Here is a 16343-nt window from a genome sequence, read left to right on the forward strand (position 1 = left end):
CGCCCGTCCCTCTCGAGGTAGCGCTGCACAAAGCGCGCGCTCGTGTGGCCGGATATGCACTTCACGTAGGGCACGGTCACACGCTCACGATCGCGTGGCTGCAGATGGCATGCGTCTCCTCGCGCAGCTGCACGACGGCAACGTTCAGGTCCTCGAGGTTTCCCGCCGCGAGGCCCAGCAGCCGATGGGCCTCCTCCGTCCTGAGGCTCCCGCGCCCGGCGTAGTAGGCGATGCGGTTGAGCGCGTGCACGGCCTGGTTGTAGTGGTTGCCCCAGCGGCGCATCTCGCGCTCGATCCTGGCGGCCGAGGCGCGGTCGAGCACCACGGCTGTGCGGGCGCCCTCCGACGTGCAGTCGGCGAGCAGCTGGATGAGCACGCGCACGAGCTGTGAGACGGTGAGCCCGTTTCGCAACGCGAGGTCGAGCGCCCGGTCCTTCTTGCCGGACGTGAGCCTCACGTATATGCGCTCGCAACGTCCGCTCATCGTCGTTCCTCGTCATCAGTGCAGGTGCTCGGAAGGCGTCTGCCTCCCGGGGGCGCGGGGTATCCCCCGCAGCGTCGGCGGCCGGAAGGCCGTGACGCTCGGTCGCAAGGCGGCACCTACGACAACGCAGGCGTTGCCGCCGCCGACCCAAGCTCTATGCGTACGCCTTGTGTGTACGACATAGGAAGCTTGCTACCGTTTGGATTGTACCATGAAACAGCACGAAATCGTGCTGTTTCATGGTATGTATTGAATCGCACCGTGCGCCGGCACCAGCCCTACACCGTTTCCGAGTTGGAGCAATACAAAAAACGCTGTAGTAAAATTTCACAAAGTCAGAAGCAATCTGCGCAGCGCGGCTTTGCTTTACTCTCTGTTAGACCACCGTTGACACGGCCAGCTTATCCTCCCAGTAGGACCAGAACGGCTGCGGCTCCCTCGCGAGGGCGAACCGCGTGTTGTCGTAGCTCCCCGTCGCCGCCTGGCCCGACAGGGTGTCCGCCCTGTCGGCGTCCGACCTCCTCGTCTGCTCGTCCCACAGGAACCAGTCGAGGTAGTGGCCGAGCCTCCTCGTCGAGACCCCCCGAGGCGCGCCAGGAAGCCCTCGGGCCTCGCGTGCATGGCGTCCGCCATGCCGAGCTCGCCGCGCACGGCCTCCCGCGCGGGCGTCGCGTCGTGGCGCGACACGCAAGCGCGGGGGGGCACCCGGGCGTACCCACGGAGGCCGTCGGTCGAGACGGACGTTCCCTCGCCCACGGCCCCCAGGGCCGAGGCCGTACGCCTCGTCGGTCGGCCGGCCCCGGTCCGCGACCTCGCAGAACTCGTCGCCGAGGTCGCCCCCCGCAGACCACGCACACCTTGAGGTTCGATATGCCGCGCTCGCGCACGGCGCCGCCGCAGCGGTGCGGCTCCCGTGGCATCCCCGCCGCCGACCCGGGCCGCCTGCCGGCCGGCGACTCGTCGAGGTACGTGCCGTCGACCTGGCAGGAGACGGTGGGCCCGCTCCCGGACGGCGCAAGGGCGCGGCCCATGACCTCGCAGAGCCTCATTCGCATGAACCAGGACGTGCCCGGGCACACCCCGCAGGCCCTCGCGCACTCCCCGGGCGTCCCGCCCGCGCACGCGTGCTCGACGTAGCTCGCCCAGACGTCCTCCCTGAGCTCGGGGTACCCGAGCAGGCCCATGGTCTTGCGCGAGAGGGTGCGGCCGCAGGACCCGCGGGCCCACCTCTGCGACCCGTCCCTGTCATGCCCCTTGCGCACGAGGTGCGTCCCGCCGCACCTGGGGCACGCGTCCGGCTCCCCGCCCGCCTTGCCGAGCTCGGCGAGCACCTGCGCGCGCAGAAGCCCTATGAGCCTCCTCCTCTCGTCGACGCCCAGCCTCCTCGCCTCTTGCAGTATCATGCCAGGCATCCCGCGTCTCCCTTCGACGTGTTTTCTCGCTGACAACATCGTAGCGGAGACGCGAGGCGTCGTCATGTCAACGGTGGTCTAACAGAGAGTTGCTTTATATGAGATTTGCGGGTTGATAATTCAGACGGCTATGCATGCCCATGTGCAGAAGAAAATCTACAGTAAGGATTCTTTGTGGCTACAAGTATTCAAAACCAACTCAAGGCAGCGGAATCACTTGGTCTTACATCCCTAATACAAAATGCAATCAGGCGTGGGCTAATGGAAGTGGATGGCAACCACATCACATATTTCATTCATGGGAATAAGAAGTATCGGTTTACTGACCCTGAAGAAAAGGTCCGTGCGGACACGATTGCATTTCTGGCGTTAAAAAAAGGCTACGACATCCACAGAGTAGAGACAGAGGTTGCTGGCTCTCATAATGACTTTGCAGATGTAGTTCTCTATAGAGATGCAAGATGCACTGAACCATGGCTTGTGATTGAGAATAAGAAAGCTGATGCAACTCCTGCGGAGCGTGCTGAGGGTGAAGGTCAAGCATTCGCTAATGCAATATCTCTAGGTGCAAAATATGCAATGAAAGACTTTGGAAACGAGTCGTTCATTTGGCAAATAGAAGGATTTGGGGGCCGCGAGCGCGAGAAGAACAGGATTGGCACGAGAGACAAACTCCCTTCCAATTATTCGGAAGAGATGCACTACTCGTTGATCGCAAATACAGATGCCGACATAAAACCCGCTTCAGCAGCAGTTATTAACATGGCCATAAGACGTGCTCATTCCATTATATGGGCAGGCGGGAAGCGTGATCCGCTATCCGCATTTGATGAGTGGAGCAAGTTAATGTTTGCAAAAGTGCGTGATGAACGGCACACGCCGAACGGAAAACCGCGCGGCTTTCAGGTGGGTACAGGAGAGTCCGACGCGGCTGTCTCATCCAGGGTGCATGAGCTGTTTGACCAGGCAAAAAGACAAGATCCATCGATCTTTCCAAACAACGAAAAGCTCGAATTGCCCGATAGGAAGATTGCTCAGGTCGTTGAGGCGATTGAGCAAATTTCTTTCATTGGTACAGACTCAGATGTAATTGGGACCGCTTTTGAGGGATTCTTCGGATCTGTTTTTCGCGGGAGTTTGGGTCAGTATTTCACTATGCGTTCAATAGCTCGCTTTGTGGTTGGCATGCTTTCGCCATCAAGCGAGGATTATGTGCTTGATCCCACTTGCGGATCTGGTGGTTTCTTACTTGAAGCGCTACTCCAAGTTTGGAAAGTTACTGACAGGGATTTTGCAGGGCAGAGCGACCTTGAGCGCGTTAAATCCGATTTTGCTGCTCAAAATGTCTACGGAATCGAGATTCATCCTACACTCGCGCGCATCAGCAAAATAAGTTTATTGCTGCATCATGATGGGCATACGAATATCGAGGCTGACCGAAGTTGCCTCGGCCCTAATCTGAGTAAACAACGCCTAAAACAGGCTGGCGGTTTTGACATCATTGTCGGAAACCCACCCTTCGGTACAAAAATTGAAGAAGGGGATGAGGACCAGCTCGACGGAACTAGCCTTAGTTCATTTGAGGTCTGCAAGGGAAAGAAATCTGTTCAGTCCGAACAAGTCATCTTGGAACGAAGCATCGAGTGGTTAAAACCTGGAGGCAGACTAGGGATGGTTTTGCCTGATGGCATTTTGAACAATAGCGGGGCTCAATCGAACTGCCCCGCAGTTCGTGATTGGCTTTTTAAGCAAGGGCGAATCTTGGGAATTGTCTCTTTGCCAGATTATGCGTTCAGGCGATCAGGCGCTACCAACAAGACATCGATTCTTGTGTTTGAAAAGTTCTCGGACGACGAGTCACGAAGAATCAATCAGGCCTTCGACAAGAAGAGCGATCTCAGTATCTCTGAAGCGCTCAAGTCATCGGGGCTTGACTATCATATCTTTTTTGCGGAAGCCAATTATGTAGGCTACACACCTTCTGGAAGACCAGACAACCGCAATGATTTATACAACTCCGACCAGAATGGCTTCTTATCAAACGACCAGGAGGGCTCGATTCTCGGAGAATGGAATACTTGGTACGAGAATGACGGCACCGATGATCCTCGCTGCGTGGACATCCTCGCATCTGACGTATGGAACGCTCACCCAAGCCATCGAATCGATCCGAAATACCACGTATACAAAGCTCATGCACAAGAACTTATACCTTCTGGATGGGCTGCCGCGCCACTTTCGTCCCTAGTCGAGAGAAAAAAGCGGGCTGTTGATTTCGGCAAAAATCCGATGCGTGAATATAAAGTTCTCACTCTTTCGCAGACAGGAGTTCCAAGATTACGAGAGGCGGGTGTTGGAAATAACCCCCCGGAATGGCTTGGTATGTACTTCGCTGACTCCAGTAGCAAGTGGTATGAGGTGCAGGAGGGGGATATTGTCTATTCCGGTATTGACCTCTGGAAAGGCGTAGTTTGCTACGTCACTGCTGATTATGAAGGTGCAGTTGTAACTCAGGAATATCCAATCTTGAAGGTCAAAGATCCCTCGAAGATTGATCCCGAGTTTCTATCGGTGCTTCTTCGCAGCAAGCGGTTCCAAAAGGTATTCCGCGCCATCAATACAGGGCATAGTAACCGTAGACGTACTCAGCAAAGCGATTTTAATCAGGCGCTTGTGTACTATCCATCGCTCAACGAGCAGAAAGAGATTGCCAAGAAAGTTCGAGATGCCCGTAGCCAAATTACGGCCGCCATGCAGAAGGTAGCTACTGTCGAGCGGGAGATAGATGCAACACTACTCGCTACAGATGAAATCCTGGATTTAAATGATGAGCCAATCGAATAAGGATGGAATACCTATGTTGCGCTGGGTCCAACCTTGCAGGTCCTTCTAAAGCCTGAGACCGGTTTCATAAAGAATGACGCATTAGAAATGCATGGAAAGCAAGGTTGATTACATGTCAAAGCTAAACATAGACCAGAAGAGCATCAGGGAGCTGCTGACCGAGAAGCACGCGGACTTCCTCATCCCCGACTACCAGAGGCCGTACGCCTGGGGAGAGGACGAGTGCGCGACGCTCTGGGACGACCTGTTCGCGTTCGCGTTCCCGGACGACGACTGCGACAAGTTCAAGCGCGAGTCCGACGAGTACTTCCTGGGTCCCATCGTCACCTTCCGCAACGATGACAGCCAGCTCGAGATCATCGACGGCCAGCAGCGCCTCACGACCATCATGCTTTTGCTCCGCGCCTTCTACGACAAGTTCGGGAACATGAGGGACAAGCAGTCGAAGCAGGTGCGCGAGAGCATCGCCCGCTGCGTCTGGAAGACGGACGAGTTCGACGAGCCGGACATGGACCGCCTCAAGATCGACTCCGAGGTCGCGTCCGACAACGACAAGGGCGAGCTCCTGGAGATCCTCAAGGGCGACACGGTCGAACCGGGGTGGAGGAGCACGTACGCCTGCAACTACCGCTACTTCCAGCAGAAGATTACGACCATGGCCGGCGAGTGGCCGTCGTACGTCGCCCTGCTCGCCACGCGCATCCTGAACAACGTCATCCTGCTGCCCATCGAGGCGGAGTCGCAGGATACGGCGCTGCGCATCTTCTCCACCCTCAACGACCGAGGCCTTCCGCTCGCGGATGCGGACATCTTCAAGAGCCAGTTCTACAAGCACTTCTCCTCCCTGGGCCGCAAGGACGAGTTCATAGAACGCTGGAAGGCGCTTGAGGAGACCGCAGCGGACATCTTCCATCCGGCGGTTGGCACCCCGATGGACGAGCTCTTCACCCGCTACATGTACTACCGCCGCGCCTGTAAGCACATCCACAGCACCACGACGCAGTCCCTGCGCGACTTCTTCGGGCAGGACTCCTACAAGATGCTCAAAAGCGAAGAATCCCTGGTTGACCTTGAGGTCCTGCTGGATTTCTGGAAAAGGGTAGACCGCCAGGAGGGGTTCTCGGACAGGATGCTGCGCGAGCTGTTCGTGCTCAACTACGCCCCAAATGGCATGTGGACATACCTGCTCTCTGTCTGGTTCCTCGCCAACCATGACGAGGACGGGTCCTGCGACGAGGCCGCGCTCTACGACTTCCTGCGACTCATCACGGGGTTCATATACGCCTACTCGATGGAGCGTCCGGGCGTGAACGCCCTGCGCGTGCCCGTGTTCCCGCAGATGGAGAATATCTGCGACCGCAAGCCCGTGGAGTTCTCCGCGTACCGCTTCGGCCGCGAGGACATCGCGTCGCGCTTCAGGGCGTACGCATTCACGAACCAGAGGCGCTTCACGCGCTCGATGCTCGTATGGTGGGCGTTCCAGAATCCCAAGCAGAAGCTCATGAGCCTCGACACGAGGCTCGAGATCGAGCACATCTACGCGAAGAAGCGAACAGAGACGGCGCCCCTGAGCGACCCGTCGGAAATTGAGGCGTTGGGCAACAAGGCGATGCTCGAGAAGCACGTCAACATCAGGGCCTCCGACTACCGCTTCGGCGACAAGAAGAAGTACTACGAGGGCTTCGTGAACGACAAGGGCGTCGAGAAGGTCGGCACCGACAACCAAGAGCTGCTGGACCTCGCACGCACGCATGAGGACTTCACCGAAGGCGACATCACGAATCGCACCGACAAGATAATCGGTTCGTTCGTTGACTATCTGGGCGATGTCGGTCTGCTCAAGTGAGACAGCTGGAAATTGAGAGGCAGCTTATGAATGAAAATAATGCCAACACTGAGTATTTTCTCATCGATACCGTTGGCCCCAATAGCGCTGCCATAGCTGCTGGTGCAGCCTGGCTCGATAACAACGGCGGCGGTTGCATCCTCACGCAGGATAAAGGAACCATGCGAAACGCTCTGGACGTGAAAACGAATACCGAGCTCAAGAAGATTGAAGTCAAGCTTGCCAGTTATGGCATATCGCTGAACTGGTCGGGCGTAAGCGTCACTCACGCCGTGGGCAATCTCATGGCTGTATACGCGAACCCGACAATCGACGGCGATATTCGCGGCAACAATATAGAAAAAGTTTTCATTGTCCCTTGGACCGAGAAAGACTCCAACTGGTTCAAGGCCGCCTTTAACCCTACCATCGTCGTCGTCAACGCAAACGGCAAGCTGGTGAAAGCTGACGCCCAACCCGTATACGCGAGCGTGAAGGATAAGCTTCCGGAGGCGCTCGACCGCATACTTGGCTACCTCGCACAATGGACGGCCGGCTACGACAACAGACTGCAGTGGCGAGAAGAGGAACGCTTCAAGGCGGACCTCATGAACCACCAAGCCGACTGGAAGCGGGTCGACCCAGAGACAGCGCTCCTCCGGTGCGCGGAGTTGGGGATGTCCGCAGAGGACTCCGAGAAAATCAGCTCGATGATAGGTCAGCTCAAGGCGGGGCATAAGTTCCGTCCCAAGCGCGGTTATGAAGAAGGCTTTGGACGCTAGCTAAGACAAGTGTGAAGGCAACACGACCAGCGCCCCCGGGAGCCGAAGCCCCCGGGGGCACCTTGAGCTTAGAGCTTGCCGAGCGCGTTGAGGTGGTGGCGGAGAAGCGCCCGGCTCTCACCGACGATGAGCATGCTCGCGACGTCGAGCCTGGCCAGGACATCCTCGAAGTCCAGGTGCTCGGCGAGGTAGGCCGCCGCCAATCGCTCGAGCGCCGCGCAGTCCGCGTCCTCCTCGGGAAATCCCTCACCGCCGTTCTGCGTGACCTGACAGGAGACGAAGACCAGGTCGTCCTCGTCGCGGGCGGTGAGGTCGGCAACGTCGCCGCTGTACGCCCAGCCCTCCTCCAGGATCTCGAAGCCCCTGCGCTCGAGGCAGACCCTGATGCCCCTCGTGGCCCTGATGTCGACGGCTTCCGTAACGTCCTCCTTAGCTCCCGGCCCGCCCCGGTGGCGCGCCTTGTGGCTCGCATGCCGGCGGGGTTCGCGTGGGTGCAAGGGGTAAAGCAAAACCCGGAGGGTATGAGTTTTCGCAAGGGCGCCCCGTGCCCGGCGAAAAGTTTTTGCGGCCCTTGCGGCCGTAAGCGGTCCCGGCGAGCCTGCAAGAGTCCAAGGAGAGCCCCTGGAGGCGGGCAAGGTGCAAGGAGACTTGGATGCCCACACGAGGCCTGGAGAAGCGTCAAGGCACGTCGCAGAGGTGGTTCGGGCTCTGGAGGACGTGCGCGCTGGCAACGTTGCCCTCATTGCCACGAGGAACGGTGTTTCTGCTCTCTGCCAGGCATGCAGGGCTATCGGCGGCTCATCTCGAGGATGTCGTGGCGCTCGGTGTTGACGGTGGCGGTGTCCACCTCTCCGCGCAGGTCGACGAACTCCCTGGTCAGGCGCTCCACCTCGTCGTGCAGACGCTCGTCGACGGTGCCGCCGGCCCGTATCCGCGACAGCTCTCGAAGCAGCTCCAGCATGTTCTCGCGCAGGGCGCGGTACACCCGGATGTTCGGCACCACGGTGATGGCCTCGTCGTGCAGCCTCGCCATGATGAAGTCCTGCTTGCTCATACCGCTCTCGGCCGCCACCCGGTCGAGCCAGCGCTTCTGCTCCGGCGTCATCCGGAAGGCAACCGTGGCGCTCCGCCTCCTGCGGTCGTTCGGACAGGCCATCAGATGCCCGCCCTGGTCGCGTCGAGGGCGCGCGCCATCTCGCCCTGCTTGTCGGGAAAGAGGTGAGCGTAGCGGAAGGTCACGTCCGAGCTCTCGTGACCCAGGCGCTCCGCTATGGCCACGGCGGAGAAGCCCATCTCTATGAGCAGCGAGACGTGGCTGTGACGCAGGTCGTGGATGCGGATGCGCTTGACGTGCGAGCGCTTGCATCCTCGGTCGAGCTCGTGGTGGAGCTTGGCCTTGGTGAAGGTGAAGATGCGCTCGTCTGCGCCTATGGGAAGCGAGCCTACCCACTGCTCGAGCTCGTCGGCGAGGAACTTGGGCATCACGATGGTGCGGACAGATTTGGGCGTCTTGGGCGGCGTCACCACGTCGCGCCCGTGCAGGCGCTGGTAGGACTTCGTCACCTTGAGGTCGGAGCGCGAGAAGTCGAGGTCTGCCGGCGTGAGGGCCAAAAGCTCGCCCAGACGCAGGCCGCACCAGTAGAGCACCTCGAAGGCGTAGTAGCTCTCAGGCTTGTCGGAGACCGCGTCGGCGAAGCGCAGGTACTCCTCGCGTGTCCAGAAGAGCATCTCGCCGCCCTTGGACGAGCCCATGCGCGTGGTCTTCGCGCAGGGGTTGCTCTTGAGGCCGTAGTAGCGCACGGCGTGGTTGAAGATGGCGGAGAGCTGGTTGTTCACCGAGCGCAGGTACGTGGGCGCGTAGGGCTCGCCCTTCTCGTTGCGGTAGGCCATGAGGCGGTTCTGCCAGCGCACCACGTCGATGGGCTCTATCTCGTCCACGCGCATCCTGCTGAAGTACGGCAGGATCTTGCCATCGATCATGTAGCTCTTGGTGTACCAGGTGTGCTCGCGCAGGCGCGGGCGCATGTCGGCCTCGTAGACCTCGTAGAAGGCGGCGAAGGTGGAGTCTATGGAGCCCTCCGCGTCAGAGGAGAACTCCTCCCCCCAGGCAGACGCCTCATCCTCGCTCTTGAAGCCGCGTTTGGTCTTTCTAGGAATATACAGCACGATACTGTGCTGTATATTCACGTACAGTAACAGCACATATTCGTGCTGTCAATCGATTGCGCACGGAAGCGTGCTGCAATATCCTGTACACATACGTTTTCAGGAGGAAATATGACGATAGGCGCGCGCATACGCAGGTACCGCAACGAGGGCGGCATGACGCAGAGGGAGCTCGCGGACGAGGTGGGGCTCACCGAGTCCGCCATCCGCAACTACGAGCGCGGCATCAGGACGCCCGGCGACCAGCAGATAGAGCGCATCGCGGAGGCCCTGGACGTCTCGGCCGACTCTATACGCGAGATAGGCGTGAGTGGCGTCAGGGGTGCCCTGGAGGTCCTGTTCCGCTACGAGAAGGAGCTCGGCCTCATGCCCGTCGTCACCGGAGACGGCGTGGCCGTGGTGCCCGACCCTCAAAAGGACGGCTCACAGAAGGCCGCGCAGGCCCTCAAGGCGTGGAAGCGCATGAGGGACCAGCTCGCGGCGGGCGAGATCGACGAGGACGACTACGAGGCCTGGAAGGCTCGCTTCAGGGGCTAGAACAGGGTATAGAGCGCTTCTGGGGACGCTGCGGCATCCCCTTTCTTTGCACGGAATCGTCACTCTCGCATTACTATTGCCGGTTTTCGGGGGCTAAAAAGGGCCCGAAATCGCCTCTTTCACGCAGTGTGAAGAGTGACAAACGGCTCTCCGGAGGGCTCAAAAACGGCCCGAAATCGCCGAAAGTCGCTGATTTGGGCGATTTGTCACTCTTCGCTCCTACCTGCGGTTCTGCGAAATGGAAGGCCGAAAAGGCGGGGTGACTACATGACTCAGGTCAAAACGTGCTTGCGGCCAAGAAACGCGATGAAAATACTCTTCTCGCTTTGGCATCTATGGGCATCTAGTCGCCTCTCTTGGCAGCGAGTCACAACGCGTCACCCTCAAAGCGTTGACCGAAGAGTATTTCCGCAGGTTAACACCCATGAAATAAGCCCCGAAATCCGAAGGTCTCGGGGCTTTCTCGCGTCTGTCACTCCCCAAAAGTCCCGGTGGCTTCGTCCAATACAGGGCACTGGTTGCTAGCCACCGCTACCAGGCGTGCAGGATGCGACCAGATGAAATGGGCTATTTCCCTACTCCCACTCGATAGTTGCAAAACAGGGAAGCATGAACTCAAAGAGATGCCTAGCCAGCGACTTTATTTATTCCTAGCATCGCGAAATGGTCCAAAAACTGGAATTCAGCCGGAACTCAACACTGAGTTCCACTTTGGCACGCGATAGCCGAGAATAAATACAGATTACTAGGGAGTAAACGTCTGACCTGTTGAAATGTTGAAACGTGCCACACGGCTGAGTTCACGCTGGAATCGGAGTTGGAAAATCCTATCTGACTTTGCTGGGGAGTAAGTCCACGCTTTGGAGAATATATGGTTTGGTCTGCGGTAACGTTACTTGATGGCAGGCAACCAAGTTCAAAGTGAGAACTCGCATCACTTGTAAAGCTGTTTCAGCGCCTCTTCTTTGGATTTTTCACCTCGGGTATCATGTCGGCAATCACGCTCGCAATCTCGCTTGGGTTTTCAATATCAACGAGGAGCATGGCCTTAGCTCCCTCGTAGGGTGTTTGCTCTAACGGGAACACGGCGCGGGCTGCAGGTATATCCTTCAGCAGAAATCTGTCGTCGTAAACGCCTCCAAAAAGAACGCCTTCGCTGTACAGAAGGTATTCGCCCATCATCTTCCGATGGGTAACAGAGGGGACGTCCCGCAGCAGACCAAGGACGAATTCGAGATATTCTTCGCTGCTTGCCATAGCGATCTTACTCCTCCCAAGCTGTCTTTTGCGGACTCCACGTCATGTCATTTGCCAAACCGGCAAGAGCGGGGTCGAAAAGTCTGCGGGCGAGCTTAGCCGACGCGTCAATGCTCCAAAACGAATCAGCTAATCCCGTCTGCAAGCACATCTTCTCGAACCGCCCCTCATGGGATTCATCCCAGCCTTCGGGAATGGCGAAGGATTTCGGCAGGGCTACCCTTCGGACGGCTGCTTCGCGATGCACGCATTTCTGCAACTTATCTCCATTGATGGAGCACGTCGTCGCGTAGATTGCAATGTCGACCAGGTCTTTCACTCGCGAGGATACTCTTCCGCCGTGCTTTTCAGCCAAGGCGCAAAGCTTGTCTGCCAATGCATTCTCCACGGGGTAGACGAGATAGTCGCAAGTCTGCAGCCCCTCAATGTCGATTCTGTCCACGGGTGCAATGAGCTCTGTGTCCTCGAGGGGAATTTCTTCGATGACGAGGTCGATCGCAATCTGCTGCATGCGCTTTGAGCCGATGATGGGGATGAACCTCACGGAGAGGCCGCTGCGGTATTCGTCTTCGGCCTTGATGGGCCTCGATCCGGCGAACTCGAAAGTGACGAAGTCATCCATATTCTCCTGCGCCAGTCCGATAAGGCTTCGGAGCGCTTCGTCGAGGTCGCCCCTTGTCGCCAGCAGGTCGATGTCGCGCGTCGCCCTCGCATCGATCGTGCGAGCGAGCATCGACTGGCCGCCTTTGAGGACAAACGCATCGTTACCGCCGGCGAACACGCGGCAGAGGAACCGGTGGAAATAGAAGGAGGAGATGGCCCTGCTCGTGTTGAGGGGAGATGATAAAGCAGCGGCCTTGACCGCCATTTCCAGAGCAGCGGCGCTTTTGTACATTATGGCGTCCCCTCCTTATCCCTCAGGCCCGAATCCTCCAGAAGGCCTCGGTAGAGGCTTTCTGCTCTCGCTTCTTCGTAGTGGTTTCTCAGGAGGCCGGCGAGCCTTTTAAAGTCGAAGTCGCGGTTTGCATGCCATGCATCCTTCAACACGTCGGCGATCAAAGACAAGTCCTCGTCGTCCACGACGAGGTCGAACACGGTGCGCTCAGGCCGAGTCACCGGCAGGCCGTGGGAAAACATCACGTCGATTCGGGGCACCGTGCGCTTTGCGAAGCTCGCTGACGGGTTCCTCGTATTTATCCTCTTGGGGGCGTAGAGCCGGTATGGCGAGAGGTGGAGGTCGCCTATCTCGAGAAGAGCCGATGCGGTGGATCCCCCGACAACGATGCCGTCCCACTCGGAGGCATGCAGCCTCTCGTGAGTGAACTTCGCCGGCTCGGTAAGCTTCCATATCGCTGCGAGCTCGTCAGTGAAGGATGAGCCAGAGCCGATCATACGGTAGGCTCCGCGCACGATCCTCTCGATGCGGCCGGACTCGACTGCATCGTGCAGGGCATCGCGGGGGATGCCCATGCGTCTCGCCTGCGCCGTAGTGAAGACGCTCTCGGATTCCGAGAGTTGTGCGATAGCCTCTATGTGGTTCGAATTACTCATGTTGCAATTGTAGGCTATAACCCTACAATTGCAACACTATAATCTTTAGTCGGGTGTTATTGATGCAAGAAACTGCACGAAATAACGCTCGATGACAGTTCCTGCTAGCAAATGCTAAATACGATACTATTCCCACTCAATAGTCGCGGGCGGCTTGCTCGTGATGTCGTACGCCACGCGGTTGACGCCAGGAACCTCGGCCACGATCCGGCTGGAGATCTTGCCCAGCAGCTCGTAGGGCAACTTCGCCCAGTCGGCGGTCATGGCGTCGCTGCTCTCGACCGCACGCAGGATCACCGGCCGCGCATAGGTGCGCTCGTCTCCCATGACGCCCACGCTCCTGATGTCGGGCAGCACCGCAAAATACTGCCACACACTGCGCTCAGAGTCCCGCACGCCCGTCTCGTCGAAGAGTCGGCGGTTGTAGGCGTCGATCTCCTCGCGCACGATGGCGTCGGCATCGCGCAGAATCTCGAGCTTCTCGGGCGTCACCTCGCCGATAATGCGAATCGCAAGACCCGGACCAGGGAAGGGTTGGCGATGCACAATATGGCTGGGCAACCCCAGCGCCTCTCCGAGTGCACGCACCTCATCCTTGAAGAGGTGGTCAAGGGGCTCGATCAGGTCAAAGCGCACTCCCTGAGGGAAGGGAATCAGGTTATGGTGACTCTTGATGGTGGCTGCTTGCCCGCTCGTCTTGCGAGCACCCGACTCTATGATGTCAGGATAGATCGTGCCCTGCGCAAGGTACCTCACTCCTCCCGTCCTCTGGGCAACGGCAAAGAACTCCTCCCAGAACTGTGTGCCGATGATGCGACGCTTCTGCTCGGGATCGACCACGCCGCTCAGGAGCCTCGCGTAGCGCCCCTCGGCGTGCACGTGCACGAAGTCTATGTCGAACTGTGTGGTAAAGACCTCCTCCACCTGTTCGGGCTCACCCTTGCGAAGCAAGCCGTGGTTCACGAATACGCAGGTCAGCTGCTTTCCAATTGCCCGTGCGCACAGTGCGGCCACCACGCTGGAGTCAACGCCGCCCGAAAGTGCCAGGATCATGCGGTCACTGCCAACCTGTGCGCGTATCGCATCGACCATGCCCTGCACGACGTCCTCCATGGTCCAGTTGGGCTTAAGTCCGCAGACATCGAACAGGAAGTTCCGAAGCATCCTTGTGCCATGCTCGGTGTGCCTGACCTCAGGATGAAACTGCGTCGCAAAGAGCCTGCGACCGGCGTCCTCCATGGCGGCGACAGGACAGCCATCGGTCGAGGCAGTGACCACGAAGCCATCGGGAACTTCGCTCACCGCATCGCGATGGCTCATCCACACGGTCTGCTCGGCAGGCGTGTCACCCAAGATGCGCGACGACCCCTGACGACGCAGCCTCGCCGGACCGTACTCGCCCCTCTCGGTGTGTCCCACCCGCCCACCGAGCGCGACAGCCATGATCTGCTGGCCATAGCAGAAGCCAAGCACAGGAACGCCAAGCTCGAGCACTCCTCGGTCGATCTGTGGCGCGCCCTTTGCGTACACGCTCGCAGGACCACCGGAGAGGATAATCGCGGAAGGCCTCATGGCGGCAAGCTTTGCCGCTGGGATGCCACAGGGCACGATCTCCGAATACACGTGGAGGTCACGCACGCGGCGGGCTATGAGCTGCCCGTACTGGGCACCAAAATCGAGCACGGCTACAAACTGCCGAGGTCTGGAACCTTGCATGTGACGTCCCTCTCTACATGAAATCCCTGTCGTTCACATCATAGCGTCTCACGTGATCAAAGGCTTGCGCCCATGTCCCTCCCGCACAAGCACACGGTCAGACAGGAGCTGCCGTGAGATGCCCTTTGTGTACTTCATGCGGGGAGTGTGGTTGGCGTTTACTATTAACTAGTTAGGCTCTGCCCTGCTACCCCCCACCATGAAGTCTAGACACTGCTGTGGGAGGAAGAAGGAAAGGAACGTACTTTGGCGCGTCACAACAATACCGATGGCGAGAATCTGAACGATGCCCTTGCAGCCGACATGGAGAGTCTTTCACGTAACAGCGCTCTGTCGACTGACCGCTACGTCGGGAAGCGTCGCAAGGTCAGCCGCCACCACATCCTGCGCAACGTACTTATCGGCGTTCTCGTTATGGTCTTGGTCGCCAGTGGAGCGGTCGCAGGGTACATCCACTATATCAATGGCCAGCTCAACGACGGGCTTGATAGGAACCTCGGCGACGTCTTAGTCCCAACCGAGGCAGGCAAGCCGTTCTACATGCTGCTTCTTGGCATCGATAAGGACGAGGACCGTACCGGAAGCTCAGACTACGGAACAGATGACAGCGCCTACCGCTCAGACTCCATCATGCTCGCGCGCATTGATCCGCAAGATAAGAAGGTCACGCTCGTCTCCATCCATCGCGACACCCTCGTCAACCTTGACTCTCATGGCCAGCGTAAGATCAATGATGCCTATTCCATCGGCGGTGCAAGATACGCCACAAAGGTAATAGCCCAATTTGCGGGTGTGGATATATCCCATTACGCCGAGGTTGACATGGACGGCATGGCCAAGGTGGTCGACGCCGTGGGCGGCATCACCGTCAACCTGCCCGTCCCCGTCAAGGATCCCGAGTACACGGGCCTCGATTTGCCCGCAGGCGAGCAGACCATCAACGGAACGACGGCCGCACTCCTCAGCCGCGCCCGCCACGCCTACGACAACTATGGGGATGGCGACCTGTACCGTGCCGCCAACCAGCGCTCGGTCATCATGGCCGTCGTCAAGAAGCTCATGGCGAGCGACCCGGCCACCATGGTCAACACCGTCACCGCGATGGCGGAAATGGTGAACACGGACATGGACGCGGGCTCCATCGCCGCGCTGGCGACGCAGTTCAGAGACATGAACGTGGATGAGGACATCATGACCGGCATGGAGCCCACGACCTCCGAGTACAGGAACGACACCTGGTACGAGATCTGCAACACCAAGGCCTGGCAGACTATGATGCAGCGCGTCGGCCAAGGACTCTCACCGTACGCGAAGGATTCGGACGATCCCTCAAAGGGAGTCTCGGTGAAGGATTCCGACAACCAATCCTCCAACACCAGCGAAGGCAATGCCGGCCCGACCGCCAGCAAGCCCAAACCAGGAGAGGGTAGCTACGGCAACGACGCACCAAGTTACACGGGCAGCGTCCAGGTGCTCAACGCCAGCTCAACCGACGGCGCCGCACGTAAGGTCTCGGGCGAACTGCAGGAGAAGGGCTTCACGACGACCGCGAGTTCCGCCACGGCCACATCGGGAACCACGCGGATCATATACAACGGCGACGCAAGCATGGCAAGCGCCAGAGGCGTTGCCGAGGTCCTCGGGGGAGACATCAAGATAGAGGCCAACAACGGTGGCCACAGCACGAACGTGAACGTGGTGGTCATTCTCGGCACCGACAAGTACTAAGACCAGGCGGTCCGGGCATCTCAAACACCCGAACATCTCGG

General features: G+C 58.7%; 14 protein-coding genes. 5 read left to right on the forward strand and 9 right to left on the reverse strand.

What is annotated here, in order from left to right; translation table 11 throughout:
* Window positions 1–76: 76 nt before the first annotated feature.
* Window positions 77–484 (reverse strand): hypothetical protein, encoded by a 408-nt coding sequence (locus tag ADJ70_RS11025; RefSeq protein ID WP_050341436.1) that lies wholly within the window; start codon window positions 482–484, stop codon window positions 77–79.
* Between the two features lie 401 nt (window positions 485–885).
* A complete protein-coding gene (locus ADJ70_RS14765; RefSeq protein WP_157051517.1) occupies window positions 886–1896 on the reverse strand; it encodes a hypothetical protein in 1011 nt (336 codons plus the stop codon).
* Between the two features lie 174 nt (window positions 1897–2070).
* Here ADJ70_RS14765 and ADJ70_RS11045 point away from each other — a divergent pair, with 174 nt between their 5' ends.
* From ADJ70_RS11045 to ADJ70_RS11055, 3 genes are all read left to right on the forward strand, one after another.
* Window positions 2071–4740: an N-6 DNA methylase gene (locus ADJ70_RS11045; protein ID WP_157051518.1), complete on the forward strand. Its 2670-nt coding sequence runs from the start codon at window positions 2071–2073 to the stop codon at window positions 4738–4740.
* A gap of 112 nt (window positions 4741–4852) precedes the next feature.
* Complete coding sequence (locus ADJ70_RS11050; RefSeq protein ID WP_050341442.1) at window positions 4853–6586, forward strand: DUF262 domain-containing protein; 1734 nt, start codon at window positions 4853–4855, stop codon at window positions 6584–6586.
* A gap of 26 nt (window positions 6587–6612) precedes the next feature.
* Complete coding sequence (locus ADJ70_RS11055; RefSeq protein ID WP_050341444.1) at window positions 6613–7347, forward strand: hypothetical protein; 735 nt, start codon at window positions 6613–6615, stop codon at window positions 7345–7347.
* 68 nt (window positions 7348–7415) lie between these two features.
* Here ADJ70_RS11055 and ADJ70_RS11060 read toward each other — a convergent pair whose 3' ends face one another.
* The 3 genes from ADJ70_RS11060 to ADJ70_RS11070 form a co-directional block, all read right to left on the reverse strand.
* Window positions 7416–7844, reverse strand: a complete 429-nt coding sequence (locus tag ADJ70_RS11060) for a YraN family protein (protein ID WP_253273187.1) — start codon at window positions 7842–7844, stop codon at window positions 7416–7418.
* 290 nt (window positions 7845–8134) lie between these two features.
* Window positions 8135–8503, reverse strand: a complete 369-nt coding sequence (locus tag ADJ70_RS11065) for a DUF1778 domain-containing protein (protein WP_157051519.1) — start codon at window positions 8501–8503, stop codon at window positions 8135–8137.
* Window positions 8503–9513 (reverse strand): site-specific integrase, encoded by a 1011-nt coding sequence (locus ADJ70_RS11070; protein WP_253273188.1) that lies wholly within the window; start codon window positions 9511–9513, stop codon window positions 8503–8505. The genes ADJ70_RS11065 and ADJ70_RS11070 overlap by 1 nt, the downstream gene beginning before the upstream one ends.
* Before the next feature lie 111 nt (window positions 9514–9624).
* On the opposite strand from ADJ70_RS11070, the gene ADJ70_RS11075 reads away from it, so the two are divergent.
* The gene (locus ADJ70_RS11075) at window positions 9625–10050 is read left to right on the forward strand and encodes a helix-turn-helix domain-containing protein (RefSeq protein ID WP_083443977.1); all 426 of its coding nucleotides are present in this window, start codon (window positions 9625–9627) and stop codon (window positions 10048–10050) included.
* A 951-nt stretch (window positions 10051–11001) separates the two neighbouring features.
* Here ADJ70_RS11075 and ADJ70_RS11080 read toward each other — a convergent pair.
* The 4 genes from ADJ70_RS11080 to guaA form a co-directional block, all read right to left on the reverse strand.
* A complete protein-coding gene (locus ADJ70_RS11080; RefSeq protein WP_050341450.1) occupies window positions 11002–11307 on the reverse strand; it encodes a TfoX/Sxy family protein in 306 nt (101 codons plus the stop codon).
* A 7-nt stretch (window positions 11308–11314) separates the two neighbouring features.
* Window positions 11315–12202 carry a nucleotidyl transferase AbiEii/AbiGii toxin family protein gene (locus ADJ70_RS11085; RefSeq protein WP_172674497.1) on the reverse strand — a complete coding sequence of 296 codons (888 nt, stop codon included), beginning with the start codon at window positions 12200–12202 and terminating at the stop codon, window positions 11315–11317.
* Window positions 12202–12858, reverse strand: a complete 657-nt coding sequence (locus ADJ70_RS11090) for a type IV toxin-antitoxin system AbiEi family antitoxin domain-containing protein (RefSeq protein ID WP_050341454.1) — start codon at window positions 12856–12858, stop codon at window positions 12202–12204. The genes ADJ70_RS11085 and ADJ70_RS11090 overlap by 1 nt, the downstream gene beginning before the upstream one ends.
* A 126-nt stretch (window positions 12859–12984) precedes the next feature.
* Complete coding sequence (guaA, locus tag ADJ70_RS11095; RefSeq protein ID WP_050341456.1) at window positions 12985–14574, reverse strand: glutamine-hydrolyzing GMP synthase; 1590 nt, start codon at window positions 14572–14574, stop codon at window positions 12985–12987.
* 246 nt (window positions 14575–14820) lie between these two features.
* On the opposite strand from guaA, the gene ADJ70_RS11100 reads away from it, so the two are divergent.
* The gene (locus ADJ70_RS11100) at window positions 14821–16302 is read left to right on the forward strand and encodes an LCP family protein (protein ID WP_050341458.1); all 1482 of its coding nucleotides are present in this window, start codon (window positions 14821–14823) and stop codon (window positions 16300–16302) included.
* The last annotated feature ends 41 nt before the right edge of the window (window positions 16303–16343 follow it).

This window comes from Olsenella sp. oral taxon 807, assembly GCF_001189515.2.
Lineage (GTDB): Bacteria > Actinomycetota > Coriobacteriia > Coriobacteriales > Atopobiaceae > Olsenella_F.

Bases quoted from the DNA above. Each gene is read 5' to 3' on its own strand.
- ADJ70_RS11090 (WP_050341454.1), bottom strand. From the start codon at position 12,858: ATGAGTAATTCGAACCACATAGAGGCTATCGCACAACTCTCGGAATCC.
- ADJ70_RS11080 (WP_050341450.1), bottom strand. From the start codon at position 11,307: ATGGCAAGCAGCGAAGAATATCTCGAATTCGTCCTTGGTCTGCTGCGG.
- ADJ70_RS14765 (WP_157051517.1), bottom strand. From the start codon at position 1,896: ATGCCTGGCATGATACTGCAAGAGGCGAGGAGGCTGGGCGTCGACGAG.
- ADJ70_RS11050 (WP_050341442.1), top strand. From the start codon at position 4,853: ATGTCAAAGCTAAACATAGACCAGAAGAGCATCAGGGAGCTGCTGACC.
- ADJ70_RS11025 (WP_050341436.1), bottom strand. From the start codon at position 484: ATGAGCGGACGTTGCGAGCGCATATACGTGAGGCTCACGTCCGGCAAG.
- ADJ70_RS11065 (WP_157051519.1), bottom strand. From the start codon at position 8,503: ATGGCCTGTCCGAACGACCGCAGGAGGCGGAGCGCCACGGTTGCCTTC.
- ADJ70_RS11085 (WP_172674497.1), bottom strand. From the start codon at position 12,202: ATGTACAAAAGCGCCGCTGCTCTGGAAATGGCGGTCAAGGCCGCTGCT.
- guaA (WP_050341456.1), bottom strand. From the start codon at position 14,574: ATGCAAGGTTCCAGACCTCGGCAGTTTGTAGCCGTGCTCGATTTTGGT.
- ADJ70_RS11075 (WP_083443977.1), top strand. From the start codon at position 9,625: ATGACGATAGGCGCGCGCATACGCAGGTACCGCAACGAGGGCGGCATG.
- ADJ70_RS11055 (WP_050341444.1), top strand. From the start codon at position 6,613: ATGAATGAAAATAATGCCAACACTGAGTATTTTCTCATCGATACCGTT.